Here is a 19,198-nt window from a genome sequence, read left to right on the forward strand (position 1 = left end):
GGTGAACCGCCGCCCTCACTTCGCGTCCGCGTAACACTCCACCACCGCCGTCGTGAATGGAATCCGCGCCGGTGTCTCGCCGAACGTCAGCCGCATCGCCAGGTCCGAGGCCTCCTGGATCGCCGCGACCACCGTGTCCGCCTCCTCGGCCGGGCAGTGCACGATCACCTCGTCGTGCTGGAAGAAGACCAGCTCGGCGGCGAGGTCCGCGCAGGCCCGGCGGAGGGCGGCGAGCAACAGCAGAGCCCAGTCTGCGGCGCTGCCCTGCACGACGAAGTTGCGCGCGAAGCGGCCGCGGGCGCGGGTGTTCGTGGAGGCGTAGCCCGGTATCCACTGCTCCGGTTCCCCGGACGGCACCGGCAGGCCGTCCTCCTGTGGAATGCCCGCCTCGTCCGTCGCCTCGTCGGACGCCCCGGCCGCCGGCGGGGACGTCCGCCCGAGCCAGGTCCGTACGAGTCGGCCCTCCTCTCCTGCGCGGGCCGCCTCGTCGACGTAGGCGATCGCACTGGGGAAGCGGCGGCGCAGCGCGGCGAGGTTCTTCAGGCCGTCTCCGGAGGTCTGACCGTAGATCGCGCCGAGCACCGCGAGCTTGGCCTGGGCGCGGTCGCCGGAGAAGGCGCGGTCCGACACCGACTGGTAGAGGTCGGTCGTACGGCCCGCGACCTCCATGAACGCCGGGTCGCGCGAGATCGCGGCGAGGACGCGCGGCTCCATCTGGGCCGCGTCGGCCACGACCAGCCGCCAGCCGGGGTCAGCGACCACGGCCCGCCGGATGACCTTGGGGATCTGCAGGGCGCCGCCGCCGTTGGTGACCCAGCGGCCGGTGACCGTGCCGCCCGGCAGGTACTCGGGCCGGAAGCGGCCGTCGCGCACCCAGTCCTGGAGCCAGGACCAGCCGTGGGCGACCCAGATGCGGTACAGCTTCTTGTATTCCAGCAGGGGCTTCACGGCGGGGTGGTCGATGGACTCGATCTCCCAGCGGCGGGTGGAACGCACCCGGAGCCCGGCCCGCGTGAACGCCTTGACGACATCGGCGGGCAGGTCGGGGCGGACGCGGCGGCCGAAGGCGGCCGACACCTCGTCCGCCAGCTCCGCCAGCCGCCGGGGCTCGCCGCCGCCCGCGTACCGCTCGCCGAGCAGGTCGTGCAGGACCTTGCGGTGGACGTCCGCGCTCCATGGCAGCCCGGACCGGTTCATCTCCGAGGCCACCAGCATGCCGGCCGACTCGGCGGCGGTGAGCAGCCGCATACGGCCCGGGTGTGTGGTGGCGTCGTGCCGGCGTTGCTGGTCCGCGTACACCGCGACGAGGTCGTCGAGGGGTACGTGGACGGGGGAGGGCTCGAAGAGGGAGGACTGCGCGCCGGGTTCGGCGGAGCGTGTCGGGGGATCCGGTGGTACGGGGCCGCCGCGCAGCCGGGCCAGCGCGGCGGCGGCCGACCGGGGCTCACCGAGGCGTCCCTCATGACCCAGGAGGAGGGTCTCGGCGGCCTCGACGTCGTAGCACCGCTCCACGCGCACCCCCGCGGCGAGCAGACGGTGCTGGACATGGGCGGTGGACCGCCACACCCACCGGGTGACCTCGGGTCGTGCCCGTACGGCCTCGACGAGATCCGCCTCCCTGACCACGGGCCCCGCGCGCAGCCCGTCCGGGCCGAGGGCGGCGACTTCCACGCCATTGTCCCCGGCCGGAGCGAGAGCCCAGCGTCCGGTCATGCCGCGAGTGTGGCAGGAGGGTCTGACAACGGGCACGGACGGCTGGCCGACCCGGCGGCCGGACTCACTGAAGGCGAGTCCGGACATTGTCAACCAATGGTTGACGTTAGGCGGGCCTACCCGCTTCCGTGTCACGATCGAACGCGTGAGTACGACGACCACCGTGGACCGCGCCTTCCGGGCCGCCCTTTACGACGACGCGGACACGGCCCTCGACACCGGCGCCTCGCTGCTCGCCGCCGACCCGTCGGCCGACGCCGAACTCTGGTGGCGGGGCGAGCAGTTCGTCGCCGCGGCCTGGCGGCGCGGCTGGCAGCCTGCCGATGTCGTACGCCTGGTGCGCCGCGAGCTGGACGACCTGCATGTCCGCCTCGTGTCGGCGCTGATCCGCAAGGAGGCGGGACAACGGCCGTCCCCCGGCCCGCGCTGGGCCGCCCAGCTCCAGGACCTCGACGCGGAACCTCCGCGGGCCCCCGACCGCTTCTCCTACGCCACCGCGGCCCTGGAGACGTACCGCCTGCTGCTGCGCCTGCCCGCCCTCGAACCCCTCGACGCGCCCCGGCGGTCCGCCGCCCCGCGGCAGCCGGAGTCCCGCATGCTCACCCGCATTCGCGCCCTGCTCGCCAAGGCGGAGGCGACCGGGTACCCGGAGGAGGCCGAGGCACTCAGCGCCAAGGCGCAGGAGCTGATGGCCCGGCACAGCATCGACGAGGCGCTGCTCGCGGCCCGCACGCACGCCGAGGACGCGCCCGGCGCCTGCCGCATCGGCGTCGACCCGCCGTACGAGACGGCCAAGGCCGTACTCCTGGACGCGGTGGCGGCCGCGAACCGCTGCAGGGCCGTGTGGCACGAGGCGATCGGCTTCTCCACGGTGGTCGGCTTCGAACCCGACCTGGAGGCCGTCGAACTGCTCTACACCTCGCTGCTGGTGCAGGCCACCGCCGCGATGACGACGGCGGAGGCGGCGCAGCGCAAGAGCGGCCGGAAACGTACGAAGACGTTCCGGCAGTCGTTCCTGGCCGCGTACGCGCACCGCATCGGCGACCGGTTGCAGGCCGCCGCCGAGGGTCAGACGGCCGGGAACGAGGGGGAGCTGCTGCCGGTGCTCGCGGCCCGGGACGTGGCCGTCGCGCAGCGAACGGAGCTGCTGTTCCCGGACACGGTCACCACCCGGCTGCGCGGGATCAGTGACGCGGCCGGATGGGAACAGGGGGCCGCGGCCGCCGACCGGGCCCAGGTCGCGGCACGGCGGCGGCTTCCCTGACGCGACTCAGTCGCCGGCGACCTGGATCGGGCCCACCGACGCGTCGGGGGTGTGCGCGTCCTTGAGCGCCACCTCCCCGTACGACCAGGGGTAGCTCCGGGCGTCACCGGCGCCAGGAACGGTGATCTTCAGGGACTTGGCCGGGGCGCTGAGCGAGCCGTTGGCCTTCCCTCTGACGTATGTGATGGTGAAGGTCGCCGTTTCGTTCTTCTGCAGCGTCACCTTCGCCGGCTTCACGTCCTTCTCGTCCGCGACGGTCCATGAGGTCTTGCCGTCGTTCAGTTCGATGCCGGGGAAGCCCTCGAAGGCGCACTCGTCGCTGCCGCTGTTCGTGATGGTGACCGGGACGTTGCCCGTGTCGCCGGCGGTGGTGGCCGCGTTGCCGGGGCCCACCTTGACGGTGATCGGGCACTTGGGGCTCTTCTCGGCGTCGTCGCCGCCCTTGCCCTCGCAGGCGGTCAGAGTCAGGGTCGCGGCGAGGGCGGTGAGGGCAAGGGGGACGCGAAGCGTACGCATGAGGGTCCTCTGAAGTCGAGACGGTCTTCCTGGATCATCACGCAGGCGGGAGGCCGTGTGGGGCGCGCCCCCCTGAACACCGCGTGCGCCGTCCGCCGGGGACGCAGAGATTTATCCCGTATGCCTCCCTTACGCTGACGGAATGAGCTGGATGCCGGCGCTGAAGGCGGCCGTGCGTTCCGGGCTGAGGATCGAGCGGAAGCGACTCGAACCGCTGGTCGCGGTGCGCGGTGCGGCAGGGCTCGCGCTGGTGATCGCGGCGAGCCTGTGGCTGTTCGGGCCCGTGGCGGCGGCAAGTTCGGCGTTGGGCGCGTTCCAGGCGGCGATCGCGACCTTCCAGCGCAGTTGGCGCCCGCGCCCCGAACTGGCCCTTGTCTCCGGCACGACTCTCGCCGTCTCAAGCTTCCTCAGTTACCTCACCGTCTCCCGTCTGCCGCTGTTCCTGGCGCTGCTCGTCGTCTGGACCTTCCTGGCCGGGTTGTGCTGGGCGGTGGACCCGACGGCCGGTCTGATCGCCTCCTCGAACGTCGCGATCATGCTGGTGACGGTGACCCTGCCGACGTCCGTGACACAGGCCGCGGAGCATTCCGCGATGATGATCGTCGGCGGTCTGGTGCAGGCCGCGCTGGTCGTGCTGTTCCCGGTACGACCCTGGGGCGCCCACCGCGACGCGCTCGCCGACGCGCTGGCCGCCGAGGCCGACTACGCGCGCCGGCTGCGCCACGACCCGGTCGCGCCCTTCGACCCGCTGCCGCTGATGGAGGCCCGTGACGCGGCCGCCGTCACCTCGCGCCAGGCCCGCCGCCGTCCCGCCCAGCTCCATGGCGCCCGCGGCCTTGCCGAGCGAGTCCGGCCGGTGCTCGCCTCGCTGGCCGACCCGGCCGTCGGCGTTCCGCCCGAGGGCCCGGCACGTGAGCGCGTGCGCGAACTGCTCGCCGCCACCGCCGACATTCTCGACGCCGGGGCACGCGCCATCCGCCACGGCACCCCGCTCGCACTGCCGCCGCACGCGGTGGCCGCCCTCAGGAGCCCGGACACGGAAGCGATCCTCACGGGATCCGGATACCGGGCGGCGGAGAGGCTGCGGATTCTGCTCCAGGACGTGCTGGAGGCGGCCGGGGGCACCCAACGCGAGAAGAGGGCCGTCAGCGGGGGCGCCCCACCCCCGTACCGCGTGCGCCCCGGTCTCTTCCACCTGGTCCCCGCCTTCCTGCGCACCCTGCGCGGGGCACTGCGCCCCGGCTCCCCGATCGCCCGCCACGCGGCCCGCGTCTCGGTGGTCGTCGCCGTGGGGTACGCCCTCGGCGACGTGCTTCCCCTCGGACATGGCTACTGGGCCCCGCTGACCGCGGTCATGGTCATGCGTCCCGACTTCTCCCAGACCTACAGCCGTGCCGTCGCCCGATTCGGCGGCACCCTCGTCGGCGTGGTCCTCGCCACCGGCGTCGTCCGGCTGTGGCCCGCAGACCCGGTCGTCTCGGGTGCCCTCGCCGTACTTGCCGCCGCGTCGATGTACCTGATCAGGCGCACCGGACAGGTCGCGGCCCAGGCCTGTATCGCCGCGTACGTCGTCTTCCTGCTCGGCATGGCAGGCCAGCGGTGGACCCAGACCGTGCCCGAACGCGTCCTGCTCACGCTGGTCGGTGGTCTGCTCGCCATGCTGGCGTACGCGGTCTACCCGGCCTGGGAGACCCCGCGGCTGCGGGGCCGCCTGGCCGACTGGCTGGCCGCACAGGGCCGGTACGCCGCCGCCGTCATCCGCCGCTACGCCGAACCCGTGGGCACGAGCGCCCCCGATGTCCGCGAGGCCCTCCTCGGCTCGCGCACCGCACGCGCCGCCTGGCAGATGGCCGTGGACCGGGCCCGCAGCGAGCCGGTGCGCCACCGGGGGCTGTCCCGGACCGCTGCCGACCAGGCCGAGGACGCGCTCGCCGAGACGGGCCGCGTCGCCATGCTGCTGGAGGCCCACCTCCCGGACCGCGGCGCCGTCCCCGTCCCGGCCGCGGCCCGCTTCGCGGACACTCTGCGCACCGCGACGGAACAGGGCGCCAAAGCCGTACGGGGACGCCGTCCGCCGTCGTGGGACACCATGCGCGAGGCGCTCCGGGCGTGGGAAGCAGAGGAGGAAACGGGGGGCGACGATGTCTCCGGCGCGCTCGTCAGGCGAGGCGCGAGAATGATCCTTCGGTCCCTGGAGGACCTCACCGAGGCCCTCGACACGGCCGTGCCTTCGAAGGTGGCGGACGGAAACACACGGGAGTCCGCGCCCGCCGCACGGCCCGGACCCGCCGACGGACCACGGAAACCCGGGGGCTCCACCGCCCGTTGAGCTGGTGCCCCAGGTCAGGAGCCGAGGCTCGGCAGACCGCTCGGCAGCTTGCCGCCCTCGGACTTGGTGTACGTCTCCGCGCCGAGGCCGCCCTCCCACGTCACCTTCATGCTCGTGGAGTCCACGGAGTCGACCATGCCGGTTCCTCGGTCCTTGCTGCCGTTCGTGCAGTTGAGGTGGATCATCTGCATGCCCGTCTCCTCGCCGGCGGTCCCGCTGCACACGGTGCCGCCCGTCACGAAGAGCGCGGCCTGCTTACCGGTGATCACCAGCGCCACGGCCTTGCCGTCCTTCGTGGCCAGCCAACTGCCTTCCAGCTTCCCGGCCTTGGCGTCCGGTGCGCCGGAGCCGCCGCCGGTGTCCGCCGTAGCAGTGGACGTGGACGTGGGCGTGCTCGGTGTCGAGTCCGCGCCGTCCCCGGAGTCGCTGCTGCAACCGGTCAGCAGGAGCGCGGTCGAAACACCTGCGGCCGCGAGCGCGATGCGAGCCTGTCGGCGTGTGACATGGGTTGCCGAAGTCACTGGAGTCCCCCCAGGGTGCTGATGACGTCGTCCGGACGATCGCAGCAAGCTACCAGGAGGACGTGTGACGCCGGACGGCGTACGCGTGCCTCATGACCTTTACCCGGAGTGTGGAACACGAAGGCCGTCGTACGCGTCTCTTCCAAGAGCACGAAGGACCGGGCCGGGCGGCCCGGCGCAGTCGACGCTTCACCGGCGGTAGTCAGCACATGGTCAGGCGGTGGCCAAGCGACTGCAAAAGCTGTAACCGCGGGACCACCCCTCGTGCACGTGCATCTGCCCATGCAGATGCACGTGAACGACGTTATGATCCGGGTCAGTTGACTATTGCATCAATGGCCACACCAGCCACAGCACCATCCGGGGAGCGACCTGTGGACCACGACGTGTACGACGTGGACGACGTGTACAACGGCATGGCTGCGACCGAGCTGCACGGAGTGGCCTGGCAGAAGAGCCGGCACAGCAACTCACAGGGGGCGTGCGTGGAGTTCGCCCGGCTGCCCGGAGGGGACGTGGCGGTACGCAACTCCCGCTTCCCCGAGGGGCCCGCGCTGGTCTACACCCGCGCGGAGATCGAGGCGATGCTGCTGGGCATCAAGGACGGCGAGTTCGATCATCTGATCGTGTGAACCCGCGGAGGACGGCGGCGTCCTCAGAAAGCGTCGCGGGGTGTTTCCGTGCACACCGGTGTGGACGGCAGCCGGAACAGCGCCCAGACAGCCTTGCCGCTCAGCGTGCCCGCCAGTGGGTGCCAGCCCCAGCTGTCGGCGAACGAGTCCACCAGGAAAAGCCCGCGGCCCGACTCCGCGGAGAAGTCCTCCGAGTCGCCGGCGACCGGGCCCTGGTGGCTGGGGTCGCGCACAGCGCACACCAGGCGTGCGGTCCAACGCATCAGATGCAGCCGGACCGGCGGATCCTGGTCCTCCGCGAGCATGGTGGTCGCGGGAAGGGCGTGCCGTAGCGCGTTCGTCACGAGTTCGGAGACCACGAGGCAGACGTCGTCGAAGCGGTCGCCCACATCCCACTGGCCGAGCGTGCTGCGGGTGAACTGCCGTGCGTCGCGTACCGCTTCGAGGCGGGCGGGCAGGGCGCAGGAGGCGGCGCTGGACACGGCCGCGGGGTCGAGCGGCGGAAGTCCCTGCCGTAAGGGCTCGAGCATGGTCGATCCATTCGTCCCCATGCGAGGCACTCCCGGGTGTTCGCGGTCGTGGCGATGCAGCGGTGGCGCGGGACCATGGTTTCGGATGCGCCAAGCAGATGCAAGGGCAGATGCACGTGCACGCGCCGGAATTGGCCCTTGCCGTACAGCTTTCTGGCCGTTTCTTCTGCCAGTTTCTTCTCTCTTGCTCGCCCTTCCCGATCCTTTCCACGTGTCTCAACTTGACTGGTTCCTCTGTCTGTAACCGAACGAGTACTGCTCGAAGTGTTTTAGTGGCAGACTGCGCGGTCGAGGACGTTGGGGAGGCGGACGGAAGTGAGCGCTGGGGACTCGAGTGGGTCGGTGGTGCGGCGCATTCTGCTGGGATCCCATCTCAGGCGCCTGCGGGAGGCGCGCGGCATCACCAGAGAGGCGGCCGGCTACTCGATCCGGGCCTCGGAGTCGAAGATAAGCCGCATGGAGTTGGGACGGGTTAGCTTCAAGACGCGCGATGTCGAGGACCTGCTGACGTTGTACGGAATCACCGACGAGGCCGAACGAACCTCCCTGCTCTCCCTCGCCAAGGAGGCCAACGTCGCGGGGTGGTGGCACAGCTACTCGGACGTCCTGCCGAGCTGGTTCCCGACGTATGTCGGCCTGGAGGGTGCGGCGCACCTGATCCGGTTGTACGAGGTCCAGTTCGTGCACGGCCTGCTGCAGACCGAGGCGTACGCGCACGCGGTCGTGTCCCGGGGCATGAAGGGTGCAGACGCCGCCGACATCGACCGACGGGTGGCGCTGCGGCTGGAGCGGCAGAAGTGCCTGGTCTCGGAGAACGCCCCGGAGTTCCACGTGGTTCTCGACGAGGCCGCCCTGCGCCGCCCCTATGGCGACCGGGCGGTGATGCGCGGCCAGTTCCAGCATCTGATCGACGTCTCGGAGCATCCGAACGTACGACTTCAGGTCATGCCGTTCAGCTTCGGCGGACACTCGGGCGAGAGCGGCTCCTTCACGATCCTGAGCTTCTCCGAGTCCGACCTGTCCGACGTGGTCTACCTGGAACAGCTCACGAGCGCGCTCTACCTGGACAAGCGCGAGGACGTCAGCCAGTACGAAGTGGCGCTGAAGCAGCTGCAACAGGACAGCCTCGGGCCGGCCGAGAGCCGCGATCTGCTGCGGGGGCTGCTCCAGCTCTCCTGAGGATCACCTCTCCCGAGGGCCTTCACGAAGTGCCCCGAGACGATCTCCAACTCGCCCTGCACACAAGTACGATGACGTCCGATCAGGTCACGGCGTGATCACACGTGCGTGGAACGGGTGCCTGCTTCGGCTGCAAGGGATTGAGGGATCACATGTCGTCCTACTTCACCGATCTTGCTCAGCAGTACATCGGCGGCGAGTGGCGCCCGGGCAACGGCTCTTGGGACATCATCGACGTCAACCCGTACGACGGCGAGAAGCTGGCGTCGATCACGACGGCCACGGTCGACGAGGTCGACGAGGCGTATCGGGCCGCCGAGGCCGCCCAGAAGGAGTGGGCCGCCACCAACCCGTACCTCCGTCGCGCCGTGTTCGAGAAGGCGCTCAGGATCGTCGAGGACCGCGAGGCCGAGATCACCGACGTGATCATCGCCGAACTGGGCGGCACGCGCCTGAAGGCCGGCTTCGAGCTGCATCTCGTCAAGGAATTCCTGCGCGAGTCGATGCAGTGGGCGCTGCGTTCCGAGGGCAAGATCCTCCCGTCGCCGGTCGACGGCAAGGAGAACCGTCTCTACCGCGTGCCCGTCGGGGTCGTCGGCGTGATCAGCCCGTTCAACTTCCCCTTCTTCCTGTCGATCAAATCCGTCGCCCCGGCGCTGGCGCTCGGCAACGCGGTGGTTCTCAAGCCGCACCAGGACACGCCGATCCTCGGCGGCACTCTGATCGCGAAGATCTTCGAGGACGCGGGGCTGCCCGGCGGCCTGTTGAACGTCCTGGTCACGGACATAGCGGAGATCGGCGACGCGTTCCTCGAGCACCCGATTCCGAAGGTCATCTCCTTCACCGGTTCCGACAAGGTCGGCCGCCACGTCGCCACCGTCTGCGCCTCGCACTTCAAGCGGTACGTCCTCGAACTCGGCGGCAACAGCGCGCTGGTGGTGCTGGACGACGCGGACATCGACTACGCGGTCGACGCCGCCGTCTTCAGCCGGTACGTGCACCAGGGGCAGGTCTGCATGGCCGCCAACCGTGTCCTCGTGGACCGTTCGATCGCCGACGAGTTCACCGGGAAGTTCGTCGCCAAGGTGAAGTCGCTGAAGGTCGGGGACCCGCGCGACCCGCAGACGATCATCGGCCCGGTGATCAACTCGGCTCAGGCGAGCGCGGTGTCCGGCGTGGTCGAGCAGGCGATCGCCGAGGGCGCGACGGCGCTGGTGCACGGCACGACCACCGACAACCTGGTCGCTCCGTCCGTCCTGACGGATGTGCCCGCCGACTCCGCCCTGCTCGAGCAGGAGGTCTTCGGCCCGGTCTCCTTCCTCATCGCGTTCGACGGCCAGGAGGAGGCGGTCCGGATCGTCAACGAAACCCCGTACGGCCTCAGCGGCGCGGTCCACACGGGCGACATCGAGCGGGGCGTCGCCTTCGCCCGGCAGATCGACACGGGCATGTTCCACGTGAACGACGGCACGGTCCACGACGAGCCGCTGGTCCCCTTCGGCGGCCAGAAGCACTCGGGCATCGGCCGCCTGAACGGCGAGACGACGATCGAGGCGTTCACCTCGCAGAAGTGGATCTCGGTGCAGCACGGGCGGAGCCGCTTCCCGTTCTGAGTCTCCTGGGCGTGAAGGTCGGGCCGGCTCGGGCGCCGGCCCGAACTGCCCCGGCTCGGCCGAGGTCAGCCGTCGAAGGAGGCGGGCCATTGCGGCCAGCGTCTGACCTATATGACCCCTAGCGTCATGGTCGTCAGCGGGAGACCCGATGAACCCGACGAAAGGCGGCCGGTCGTGGTCACTCATGTGCGAGCCGAGGAACAGGGCGACGAGCGTGGCGCACTGCTGGCGTTCCTCGAGGAGCAACGCGGCGCGCTCCGACGGGCGGTGCTCGGGCTGACCGAGGAACAGGCCCGGATGCGCCCGAGCGCGAGCGAGTTGTCCCTCGGTGGGCTGGTCAAGCATGTTGCCGAGACCGAGCAGGGCTGGATCGCCCGGGCGCGTCAGGAGCCGCCGGCGGTCAAGCGCGACCAGTCGAACTGGCACGAGTGCTTCCTGCTCGGTGGCGACGAGACCGTCGCCTCGCAACTGGAGTACTGGGAGAAGGTCGCCGCTGGGACGGAGGCGTACGTCCGGTCGGTGCCGAGCCTCGACGACACCTTCCCGCTGCCGAACGACCCCTGGTTCCCGCCCGCCGAGCGCGTCTCGGTGCGCTGGCTGTGTCTGCACCTGATCCGGGAGACCGCCCGGCACGCCGGCCACGCCGACATCATCCGCGAGTCGCTGGACGGGAAGACGGCGTTCGAACTGGTGGACATGGAGCGGGCGGACTGAGTTCCGGCGAAGACCCGGAGCCCGTCGGTCCCGCCGGCCGTACGACGCGGTGGCGTCAGTGGTGGAAGCTCGTGGCCGCCACCTTGTCGCGGGTCAGCGGATGCTCCTGCCGCCGCAGGTCGGGCAGCAGTCGGGTCAGGTCGTCGACGAACAGATCGGCGAGGTCCGTCGAGAAGCCGTTGCGGCACACGATCCGCAGCACGGACAGATCCTGGCGGTTGGCCGGGAAGGTGTAGGCGGGTACCAGCCAGCCGTGCTCGCGCAGGCGCCGGGACACGTCGAAGACGTCGTACGCCGTCACGTCCGGTGCGGTCGTGAAGGCGAAGACCGGCAGTTCGTCGCCGCGGGTGAGGAGGCGGAAGTCGCCCAGCGCCTCCACCCGCTCGGCGAGCGTACGCGCGACGTTGCGCGTCGTCTGCTGGACCGCCCGGTAGCCGTCGCGGCCCAGTCGCAGGAACGTGTAGTACTGCGCGACGACCTGGGCCCCGGGCCGGGAGAAGTTCAGCGCGAACGTCGGCATGTCGCCGCCCAGGTAGTTGACCCGGAAGACGAGTTCCTCGGGGAGGGCCTCCCCGTCGCGCCACAGCACCCAGCCCACGCCCGGGTAGACCAGTCCGTACTTGTGGCCGGAGGTGTTGACCGACGCGATGCGCGGCAGCCGGAAGTCCCACACCAGGTCCTCGTCGAGGAACGGCGCGATCATCGCCCCGGACGCGCCGTCCACGTGCACGGGGATGTCCAGGCCCGTGCGCTCCTGAAGGGCGTCCAGCGCCGCGCACAGGTCGGCGATCGGCTCGTAGGACCCGTCGAACGTGGAGCCGAGGATGCCGACGACCCCGATCGTGTTCTCGTCGCACAGGTCGGCGGCGGCCTGCGGGTCCAGGTGGAACCGGTCGCCCTCCATGGGCACCTGACGTGCCTCGACCTCCCAGAAGTTGCAGAACTTCTCCCAGCAGACCTGGACGTTCACCCCCATGACCAGGTTCGGGCGGGCGTCCCTGGACGGGTAGCGGTCCGCGTTGCGCTGGGCCCAGCGCCGCTTCAGCGCCATCCCGGCGAGCATGCACGCCTCGCTGGAGCCGGTGGTCGAACAGCCCACGGCGGAATCGGGGTCCGGGGCGTTCCACAGGTGGGCGAGCATCGCCACACAGCGGCGCTCGAGTTCGGCGGTGCGCGGGTACTCGTCCTTGTCGATCATGTTCTTGTCGCGGCACTCGTTCATCAGCACCGTGGCCTGGTCCTCCATCCACGTGGTGACGAAGGTGGCGAGGTTCAGCCGCGAGTTGCCGTCCAGCATCAGTTCGTCATGGACCAGTTGGTACGCGGTCGAGGGCAGCCTGGGCCCCGAGGGCAGCCGGTTCTTGGGCGGCGCCTCGGTCATCTCCTCGACCGGGTTCGCCTCTCCGAAGAAGGGGTTGATCGACGTGGGGCGCTCGTCGTGCTTCCTCGGGCCTGTCTGGAGCGGCATGGTCTCTCGTCTCCCATCGCGTCGACGGTGCGTGCGGCTACCGTCTCACCGGACCCGCGGTCTCCACCGGTTCACGGCGTCCGGCGTTTCGCAGGAGTTCGGCTTGCACCTCACGTGGCGTGAGGCCCCAGCCTTGAGCGCGTACCCAGAAGGGAGCGGAAGTGAATTACTCGGTGGGACAGGTCGCCGGTTTCGCCGGAGTGACGGTGCGCACCCTGCATCACTACGACGAGATCGGCCTGCTCGTCCCGGGCGGGCGCAGCCACGCAGGTCACCGGCGCTACGACGACGACGACCTCGACCGGCTGCAGCAGATCCTGTTCTACCGGGAGCTCGGCTTTCCGCTCGACGAGGTCGCGGCGCTGCTCGACGACCCGGACGCGGACCCCCGCGCGCACCTGCGCCGGCAGCACGAACTGCTGAAGGTCCGGATCGAGCAGCTGCAGAAGATGGCCGCGGCCGTGGAGCAGGCCATGGAGGCACGAAGGATGGGCATCAATCTCACGCCCGAGGAGAGGTTCGAGGTGTTCGGGGACAAGGACCCCGATCAGTACGCCGAGGAGGCTGAGCAGCGCTGGGGCGGCACGGAGGCCTACGCCGAGTCGCAGCGCCGCGCCGCCCGCTACACCAAGGAGGACTGGAAGCGGCTGCAGGCCGAGGTCGACGACTGGAGCGAGCGCTACACCGCCCTGGTGGCCGCCGGTGAGCCCGCGGCCGGCCAGGCCGCCATGGACATGGCCGAGGAACACCGGCAGCACGTCAGCCGTTGGTTCTTCGAGGTTCCCTACGAGATGCACCAGTGCTTCGCGGAGATGTACGTCTCCGACGAGCGCTTCAAGGCGTACTACGACGCGATGCGCCCCGGACTCGCCGAGCATCTGCACGACGCGATCGTGGCCAACGCCGCCCGCCACGAGGGATGACGGTGAGGGGCGCCGGCCACGAGCCGGCGCCCCTCACCGGTCGGGCTACTGCTGGACGACGACCACGGCCGTCCCGTACGCGCACACCTCCGTGCCCACGTCGGCCGCCTCGGTCACGTCGAAGCGGAAAGCCAGCACCGCGTTGGCGCCACGCGCGCGTGCCTGCTCGATGAGCCGCTCCATGGCCTGGTTGCGGGTCTGCACCAGCGTCTTGGTGAGCCCCTTGAGCTCACCGCCGATCATCGACTTCAGTCCCGCGCCGATCTGGCTGCCCAGGTGCCGCGAGCGCACCGTCAGCCCGAAGACCTCGCCGACGACCTTTTCCACGCGGTAACCCGGTATGTCGTTCGTCGTCACGACCAGCACGTCCGACTGGGGGGTCTGCCCGCCGCCGTATTCCTCAATGCTCATGGTGGACAGCCTGGCACAGCCCGAACCGTGAGGCCCAGGGCCCTTCGGCACCCATGGAACCGGGGGGAGTACACCATCCGTTGATAGCTTTGTGCGGCAGAACCACGGAGGGCGGAACGCCGCCGTCCGTCCTCACCCCCTCAGGAGCCCGGAACCGTGACGACGCTTGCCCTCGGCCCGAGCTGGCTGGATCCGAACTATCTCCTCGACACGTGGGGTATCTGGGGCCTGCTCCTCATCGTGTTCGCCGAGTCCGGTCTGCTCGTCGGTTTCTTCCTGCCGGGCGACTCCCTGCTGTTCACCTGTGGACTGCTGATCACGTCGGATCAGTTGGACTTCCCGCTGTGGGGAGCCATCGCGTTGATCTGTCTCGCCGCGATCCTCGGCGACCAGGCCGGTTACATGTTCGGCAAGAAGGTCGGTCCCTCGCTCTTCAACCGCCCCGACTCCCGCCTGTTCAAGCAGGAGAACGTCACCAAGGCGCACGAGTTCTTCGAGAAGTACGGCCCCAAGTCCCTGGTCCTGGCCCGCTTCGTGCCCATCGTGCGTACGTTCACGCCGATCATCGCCGGCGTCAGCGGCATGCGGTACCGCTCGTTCCTGGTCTTCAACGTCATCGGCGGCGTCCTGTGGGGCGCGGGCGTGACCCTGCTCGGCTCCTGGCTGGGCAAGATCGACTTCGTCAAGAACCACATCGAGGCGATCCTCATCCTGATCGTCCTCGTCTCGGTGGTCCCGATCGCCATCGAGTTCCTGCGGGCGCGCTCGAAGGCCAAGAAGAACCCCACTCAGACGACGGAGCACCCGGGGGCCGCACCGGCCCCGGAGGCCTGGCAGCAGCCGTCCCCGTGGCAGCAGCCCCAGGTCATGGACGACGCGACGACCCAGTTGCGGCCGGTGGGACCGGCCGACCCGCAGCAGAACCAGGCGTACGGCGACCAGGGCCAGGGAGGCCACGCGCAGGGGCAGCAGCCCTACGGCCAGGACCAGTACGGACGCCAGCAGGCCTACGGTCAGGACCAGGCGGCGTACGGCCAGCAGCAGGCTTACGGCCAGCAGCAGGCTTACGACCGGAACCAGGCCTACGGCTACCAGCAGTACCCTCAGGGCTATCAGCAGCCCGACGGTTACCAGCAGCCCGACGGTTACCAGCAGCCCGACGGTTACCAGCAGCCCGACGGTTACCAGCAGCCCCAGCAGCCGTACGGCGCGGACCAGGACTACCAGGGATACGGTCGGCCCCAGCAGTACCCCGACGGCTACGACCAGGGCTACCGCGCCCAGTAGGGCGCGTCAAAGTCCTTGGGCTTCAGAAGCCCCGGGTGCGCTTGGCGGCCCGCCGGCCCTCGGCGGAGCCGCCCGGCACCTTCAGGAACAGCCGCGAGATCTCCGAGCCCAGGTTCACGCCGATGGCGATGGCCATCGCCAGCGACGCGGCCTTGGCCAGGGACACCAGGCCCTTGTCGACGCCGCCCTGCGCGATCGACAACAGCCCGAAGTAGGTCGCCGAACCGGGCAGCAGCGGCCCGATCGCCGCCGTGGTGTACGGCAGCGCGGACGCGAAACGGTAGCGCGACAGCAGCTGCCCGAACAGGCCCACCAGGCCCGCCGCGACCGCCGTGGAGGCGACCGGCGAGATATGGCCCGGATAGTGCATGGCGCCGAACACGCTCCAGGCGACGCCACCGTTGAGCGTCACCCACAGCACGGTGGAGCGTTCCTGCTGGAGCAGGATCGCGAAGGTCAGCGACAGGAGCATCGACGCCGCGATCTGCACGAGGGGTCGCTGGGTCGGGTTCAGCGCCGTGCCGGGGCTGAGTTCGGCGCCGAGCTTCACACCGAAGTACAGGACCACCAGGACGCCGATGACGATGCCGGCGAAGAAGTACATGACCTCCAGCAGGCGCGCCGCCGCGGTGATGTAGAAGCCGGTCAATCCATCCTGCACGCCCGCCACCAGGGCCCGTCCGGGCAGCAGCGCGAAGAGCCCACCGGTGATCACCGCGGACGCCTTCACGTCCACATTGGCGACCGTCAGCGCGACGCCGATCGCGGCCGGGGGCATCGCGGCCACCGTGAACTGGTAGAACTCCGGCAGTCCACGCCCGGCGCACAGCCACGCCAGCCGGTCGCCGAGCATCGCGCCGAGCGCCGCGGCGAAGAAGACGATGACGTCACCGCCGACGAGCACGGAGGCCGCGCCGGCGAGCAGCCCGCTCGCCGCGGTCAGGACCCAGCCGGGATAGGGGTGCCGGTTACGGCGTATCGCGGCGAGCCGCCGGTAGGCCTCCTCAAGGGAGACATGGGTCTCCGGATCGCTCAGGTCGTCCACGAGCCGGTACACGGTCGCCAGACGCGTGTAGTCCGTGCCGCGGCGGCGTACCGTCCGGGAGGCCGTCACCGGGTCGTCGACCAGGGACGGCTGGTACGAGATGGACAGCAGGGTGAAGGTGGCGGTCGGCTCGCAGCGGTCGAGGCCGTAGGAGTGGCAGACCGCGAACATCGCGGCCTCCACGTCCTCGGCACCCTCGCCGCCCGCCAGCAGCAGTTCGCCGATACGGAGGGTCAGGTCGAGCACGCGCGGCACGGCCGGACCCGCCTCGTCGGCCTTCACGGGCTCCGGGGCGGGCCGCTCGGCCACCGGCATGCGCAGCATCGTGCGCATCCGGTCCTGCCAGGGCGCCTCCGCGGCCAGCCGGACCGCGGGGGTCCCGGTGGCCGGTGTGAACGCGTGCGGGGCCCTGCCCGCGCTGTAGGTGTTCGGCCGGCTGAACGCCGACCCCTCCGACTCCGCGGCGGGCGGCGGCGAGACCTCCAGCCCCTTGGGGACGGCGAACTCCGACGTCGTCTCGGGCTCGACACCCGCCGCCGGTGCCACGTCGAGCCCTGCGGGAACGGCGAACTCGGAGGTCGTCGAGGACTCGCTCTCACCCCTCACCTGGGGCGGATACGCGCTCCTCGCCTCGTCCGACCGTGGCTTGCGGTCTTCCGTGTCCGGCTGCGCCACCAGTTCCGCCTCACTTCTCCTTGCGTGTGTTCTCCCGTACGTACCTCCCGTACGCCCCAGTATGCGCACCGGCACGAAAACGGGCCGCGTCGCCCCCGGGAGGGTGACGCGGCCCGCGAGAGGGCGAGGCGGGTCAGTGACCGCCGTGCTCCTCGAAACGCTTGTACGAACGCTCGATCTCGGCCTCCGCGTCCGTGCGACCCACCCAGTCGGCGCCCTCGACGGACTTGCCGGGCTCGAGGTCCTTGTAGACCTCGAAGAAGTGCTGGATCTCCAGGCGGTCGAACTCGGAGACGTGGTGGATGTCGCGCAGGTGCTCCACCCGCGGGTCCGACGCCGGCACGCACAGCAGCTTGTCGTCGCCACCCGCCTCGTCCGTCATCCGGAACATGCCGATGGCGCGGCACTTGATCAGGCAGCCGGGGAAGGTCGGCTCCTCCAGGATGACGAGCGCGTCCAGCGGGTCGCCGTCCTCGCCGAGGGTGTTCTCGACGAAGCCGTAGTCCGCCGGGTAGCTGGTCGAGGTGAAAAGTCGACGGTCAAGGCGGATACGACCGGTCTCGTGGTCCACCTCGTACTTGTTCCGCGAACCCTTCGGGATCTCGATCGTGACGTCGAATTCCACCGGTGGCTCCTCCATGATCAGCACATAGTTCTGGTGATTAAGTGTCCCTCACGCAGATGTGTGGTCGCGAAAGGGGCTGGTGGTCGTGCCGGAGCTGAGGGCTTGGCGGGCCGCCAGGCCGCATCTTGTGCGCGTCAAGCAGGCCGTGGTGCCGCGCCTGGTTCGGGCGGCCCGAACCGTGAAACCCCGTGCGGTACGGGTCACCGAGGCGGTGAGGCCGCGCGTGACACGACTCACCGGAGTGGTGAAACCGCACGCCGCGCGGGTCGCACGCGCCGTGCGCCCGCGTTCCGGGAGGCTCACGACCCCGCAGTTGACGGCCGTCGCCGCCACAGTGGGCCTGGCACTCGCGGCCGGGGCTGCGACCGCCGCCGGTCCCTGGGACTCCGTCGGCCAGCGTACGGCCGAGCGCGACCGGGCCGAAGCGTGGGGCCGCGAGGGTGGCGCAGATCACGGCGGCAATTCCGGCACGACGCCCGAGGCACCCGCGCCCGCGCCGAGCGCCGCGTCCGTGCTGACCGCCCTCGGCGCCGTCAGGGACACCACCGGATCCGCCCCGGCCGGGCGAGCCCTGGCCGGTGTCCTCGACCCACTCCTGCGTGACGCCTCCCTCGGGTCCCGGCGCGCCGCCGTGGTCGTCGACGTGGCCACCGGCAGACGCCTGTACGGCAAGGGCGCGGACGACGCGCTGACCCCCGCATCCACCACGAAGATCGCAACGGCCGTCGCAGTGCTCTCCGCGGCCGGTCCCGACCACCGTTTCACCACGCGCGCGGTCCTGGAGCCGGGCACCGACAGGCTCGTGCTCGTCGGGGGCGGCGATCCGACCCTGACCGCCCGTAAGAAGGCAGGGGGAGGATGGGCGAGCCTGCGCACCCTTGCCGACGAGACCGCCACCGCCCTGAAGAAGCGGCACCTGGGCTCCGTGTCGCTCTCCTACGACACTTCCCTGTTCACGGGCGAGGCACTGCACCCCATCGGGGTCAACCCCAACCTCGCCCTGATCACCGCGCTGACGGCCGACGAGGGCCGCACGGACGACTCCACGAGCGGCCCGGCCGGGCGTGTCGCGGACCCGGCGGCGGACACGGCCCGCACCTTCGGCAACCTGCTCCGGAGCCACGGGATCAAGGTCTCGGCACCCGGTTCGGCGAAGGCCACGCCTCGCGCGCGGACCGTGGCCTCGGTCCAGTCGCCGCCCCTGTCCGCCGTGGTCGAGCGAATGCTCACCACCAGCGACAACGACATCGCCGAGGTCCTCGCCCGCCAGACCGCGCTCGTCACCGGCGGCCGACCGAGCTTCGACGGGGGCGCGGCCGCGATCGCCACCCAGCTCAGAAGGCTCGGCCTTCCGCTCACCGGCGCGCGGTTCCGCGACGGCAGCGGCCTGAACCGCGAGGACAGGATCACGGCCGACCTGCTGACGGCCCTGCTGGCCACCGCGGGCTCCCCCTCCCATCCCGAGCTGCGTACGGTCCTGACGGGCCTGCCGGTGGCCGGTTTCACGGGCACCCTCAGCGACCGCTACGACAACGCCGCCGAGCGCTCCGGCATCGGCGTGGTACGCGCCAAGACGGGTTCCCTGACGGGCGTCAACACCCTCGCCGGCACCGTGGTCGACACCGAGGGCCGCCTGCTGGCCTTCGCCTTCCTGACGGACGGTTCGATGAACCAGACGACCGCCAGGGCGGCTCTGGACCGCATGGCGGCGGCGCTGGCGGGCTGCGGCTGCCGGTGACAGCGGCACCCCGGG

General features: G+C 70.6%; 17 protein-coding genes. 9 read left to right on the plus strand and 8 right to left on the minus strand.

Features of this window, described 5'->3' with window-relative positions:
• Positions 1-15: 15 nt before the first annotated feature.
• Positions 16-1,713 carry a bifunctional 3'-5' exonuclease/DNA polymerase gene (locus tag ACWDEX_RS10095; RefSeq protein ID WP_450462794.1) on the minus strand — a complete coding sequence of 566 codons (1,698 nt, stop codon included), beginning with the start codon at positions 1,711-1,713 and terminating at the stop codon, positions 16-18.
• 145 nt (positions 1,714-1,858) lie between these two features.
• Between ACWDEX_RS10095 and ACWDEX_RS10100 the strand changes: the two genes are divergently transcribed.
• Positions 1,859-2,977 (plus strand): DUF2786 domain-containing protein, encoded by a 1,119-nt coding sequence (locus ACWDEX_RS10100; RefSeq protein WP_450462795.1) that lies wholly within the window; start codon positions 1,859-1,861, stop codon positions 2,975-2,977.
• 6 nt (positions 2,978-2,983) lie between these two features.
• Here the strand turns inward: ACWDEX_RS10100 and ACWDEX_RS10105 are convergent, their stop codons facing one another.
• Entirely contained in the window at positions 2,984-3,493 is a 510-nt protein-coding gene (locus tag ACWDEX_RS10105) for a DUF4232 domain-containing protein (protein ID WP_450462796.1), read from the minus strand.
• Between the two features lie 142 nt (positions 3,494-3,635).
• Here ACWDEX_RS10105 and ACWDEX_RS10110 point away from each other — a divergent pair, with 142 nt between their 5' ends.
• Positions 3,636-5,822: an FUSC family protein gene (locus tag ACWDEX_RS10110; RefSeq protein WP_450462797.1), complete on the plus strand. Its 2,187-nt coding sequence runs from the start codon at positions 3,636-3,638 to the stop codon at positions 5,820-5,822.
• A 14-nt stretch (positions 5,823-5,836) separates the two neighbouring features.
• Here the strand turns inward: ACWDEX_RS10110 and ACWDEX_RS10115 are convergent, their stop codons facing one another.
• Positions 5,837-6,343, minus strand: coding sequence for a hypothetical protein (locus ACWDEX_RS10115; RefSeq protein ID WP_450462798.1), 507 nt, complete (start codon positions 6,341-6,343; stop codon positions 5,837-5,839).
• A gap of 374 nt (positions 6,344-6,717) precedes the next feature.
• Here ACWDEX_RS10115 and ACWDEX_RS10120 point away from each other — a divergent pair, with 374 nt between their 5' ends.
• Positions 6,718-6,975, plus strand: a complete 258-nt coding sequence (locus ACWDEX_RS10120) for a DUF397 domain-containing protein (RefSeq protein ID WP_450462799.1) — start codon at positions 6,718-6,720, stop codon at positions 6,973-6,975.
• A 23-nt stretch (positions 6,976-6,998) separates the two neighbouring features.
• Here ACWDEX_RS10120 and ACWDEX_RS10125 read toward each other — a convergent pair whose 3' ends face one another.
• Positions 6,999-7,526 carry an ATP-binding protein gene (locus tag ACWDEX_RS10125; protein ID WP_450462800.1) on the minus strand — a complete coding sequence of 176 codons (528 nt, stop codon included), beginning with the start codon at positions 7,524-7,526 and terminating at the stop codon, positions 6,999-7,001.
• Between the two features lie 321 nt (positions 7,527-7,847).
• On the opposite strand from ACWDEX_RS10125, the gene ACWDEX_RS10130 reads away from it, so the two are divergent.
• The 3 genes from ACWDEX_RS10130 (at position 7,848) to ACWDEX_RS10140 (ending at position 11,011) form a co-directional block, all read left to right on the plus strand.
• Positions 7,848-8,684: a helix-turn-helix domain-containing protein gene (locus ACWDEX_RS10130; RefSeq protein WP_450462872.1), complete on the plus strand. Its 837-nt coding sequence runs from the start codon at positions 7,848-7,850 to the stop codon at positions 8,682-8,684.
• A gap of 152 nt (positions 8,685-8,836) precedes the next feature.
• Complete coding sequence (locus ACWDEX_RS10135; RefSeq protein WP_450462801.1) at positions 8,837-10,297, plus strand: aldehyde dehydrogenase family protein; 1,461 nt, start codon at positions 8,837-8,839, stop codon at positions 10,295-10,297.
• 174 nt (positions 10,298-10,471) lie between these two features.
• Complete coding sequence (locus ACWDEX_RS10140; RefSeq protein WP_450462802.1) at positions 10,472-11,011, plus strand: DinB family protein; 540 nt, start codon at positions 10,472-10,474, stop codon at positions 11,009-11,011.
• Positions 11,012-11,066: 55 nt separating this feature from the next.
• Here ACWDEX_RS10140 and ACWDEX_RS10145 read toward each other — a convergent pair whose 3' ends face one another.
• The gene (locus ACWDEX_RS10145; RefSeq protein ID WP_450462803.1) at positions 11,067-12,479 is read right to left on the minus strand and encodes a glutamate decarboxylase; all 1,413 of its coding nucleotides are present in this window, start codon (positions 12,477-12,479) and stop codon (positions 11,067-11,069) included.
• Positions 12,480-12,640: 161 nt separating this feature from the next.
• On the opposite strand from ACWDEX_RS10145, the gene ACWDEX_RS10150 reads away from it, so the two are divergent.
• On the plus strand, positions 12,641-13,402 hold the full coding sequence (locus tag ACWDEX_RS10150; protein ID WP_450462804.1) for a MerR family transcriptional regulator: 762 nt from the start codon (positions 12,641-12,643) through the stop codon (positions 13,400-13,402).
• 45 nt (positions 13,403-13,447) lie between these two features.
• Here the strand turns inward: ACWDEX_RS10150 and ACWDEX_RS10155 are convergent, their stop codons facing one another.
• Positions 13,448-13,813 (minus strand): YbjQ family protein, encoded by a 366-nt coding sequence (locus tag ACWDEX_RS10155; protein ID WP_450462805.1) that lies wholly within the window; start codon positions 13,811-13,813, stop codon positions 13,448-13,450.
• Positions 13,814-13,969: 156 nt separating this feature from the next.
• Between ACWDEX_RS10155 and ACWDEX_RS10160 the strand changes: the two genes are divergently transcribed.
• The gene (locus ACWDEX_RS10160; RefSeq protein ID WP_450462806.1) at positions 13,970-15,100 is read left to right on the plus strand and encodes a DedA family protein; all 1,131 of its coding nucleotides are present in this window, start codon (positions 13,970-13,972) and stop codon (positions 15,098-15,100) included.
• 22 nt (positions 15,101-15,122) lie between these two features.
• Here ACWDEX_RS10160 and ACWDEX_RS10165 read toward each other — a convergent pair whose 3' ends face one another.
• Positions 15,123-16,820, minus strand: coding sequence for a threonine/serine exporter family protein (locus ACWDEX_RS10165; RefSeq protein ID WP_450462807.1), 1,698 nt, complete (start codon positions 16,818-16,820; stop codon positions 15,123-15,125).
• A gap of 133 nt (positions 16,821-16,953) precedes the next feature.
• Positions 16,954-17,445 (minus strand): inorganic diphosphatase, encoded by a 492-nt coding sequence (locus ACWDEX_RS10170; protein ID WP_450462808.1) that lies wholly within the window; start codon positions 17,443-17,445, stop codon positions 16,954-16,956.
• Between the two features lie 79 nt (positions 17,446-17,524).
• Here ACWDEX_RS10170 and dacB point away from each other — a divergent pair, with 79 nt between their 5' ends.
• Complete coding sequence (gene dacB / locus ACWDEX_RS10175) at positions 17,525-19,183, plus strand: D-alanyl-D-alanine carboxypeptidase/D-alanyl-D-alanine endopeptidase (RefSeq protein ID WP_450462809.1); 1,659 nt, start codon at positions 17,525-17,527, stop codon at positions 19,181-19,183.
• Positions 19,184-19,198: the final 15 nt, after the last annotated feature.

The organism is Streptomyces sp. NPDC001020, assembly GCF_053599115.1.

Excerpts from the sequence above, each read along its gene's own strand:
- ACWDEX_RS10095 (WP_450462794.1), bottom strand. The coding sequence starts at position 1,713 with ATGACCGGACGCTGGGCTCTCGCTCCGGCCGGGGACAATGGCGTGGAA.
- ACWDEX_RS10105 (WP_450462796.1), bottom strand. The coding sequence starts at position 3,493 with ATGCGTACGCTTCGCGTCCCCCTTGCCCTCACCGCCCTCGCCGCGACC.
- ACWDEX_RS10110 (WP_450462797.1), top strand. The coding sequence starts at position 3,636 with ATGAGCTGGATGCCGGCGCTGAAGGCGGCCGTGCGTTCCGGGCTGAGG.
- ACWDEX_RS10125 (WP_450462800.1), bottom strand. The coding sequence starts at position 7,526 with ATGGGGACGAATGGATCGACCATGCTCGAGCCCTTACGGCAGGGACTT.
- ACWDEX_RS10135 (WP_450462801.1), top strand. The coding sequence starts at position 8,837 with ATGTCGTCCTACTTCACCGATCTTGCTCAGCAGTACATCGGCGGCGAG.
- ACWDEX_RS10145 (WP_450462803.1), bottom strand. The coding sequence starts at position 12,479 with ATGCCGCTCCAGACAGGCCCGAGGAAGCACGACGAGCGCCCCACGTCG.
- ACWDEX_RS10155 (WP_450462805.1), bottom strand. The coding sequence starts at position 13,813 with ATGAGCATTGAGGAATACGGCGGCGGGCAGACCCCCCAGTCGGACGTG.